Here is a 276-nt window from a genome sequence, read left to right on the forward strand (position 1 = left end):
TAAACTGGCGGGATAGCCATTTATCTACCAGCTTCATCAGCAGCGGCGTGGTCATCATGGAAAGCGTCACCGTCACCAGCAACAGCGCCATCTGGTCGCCCTGGAATAAACGTTGTGAAGAAGCGGTAGAAAAGAGGACAAAGGCAAACTCACCGCCCTGACTCAACACGCCAGCAAACTGCATCCGCTCTGAGCTACGCACGCCATACAATCGCGCCAGCAGATACAGCCCGAGAATTTTCACCGCCACCAGCACACCCACGCTTATCACTACCC

Annotated in this window: 1 protein-coding gene; it reads right to left on the bottom strand. The window is 54.7% G+C overall.

Annotated elements, in window-relative coordinates:
* Positions 1 to 276 (bottom strand): cation:proton antiporter (locus tag V5P19_RS23495; protein WP_334407951.1); only part of this gene is annotated, 276 nt, incomplete at both ends.

The organism is Enterobacter sp. UNJFSC 003, assembly GCF_036903355.1.
Taxonomy (GTDB): domain Bacteria; phylum Pseudomonadota; class Gammaproteobacteria; order Enterobacterales; family Enterobacteriaceae; genus Enterobacter.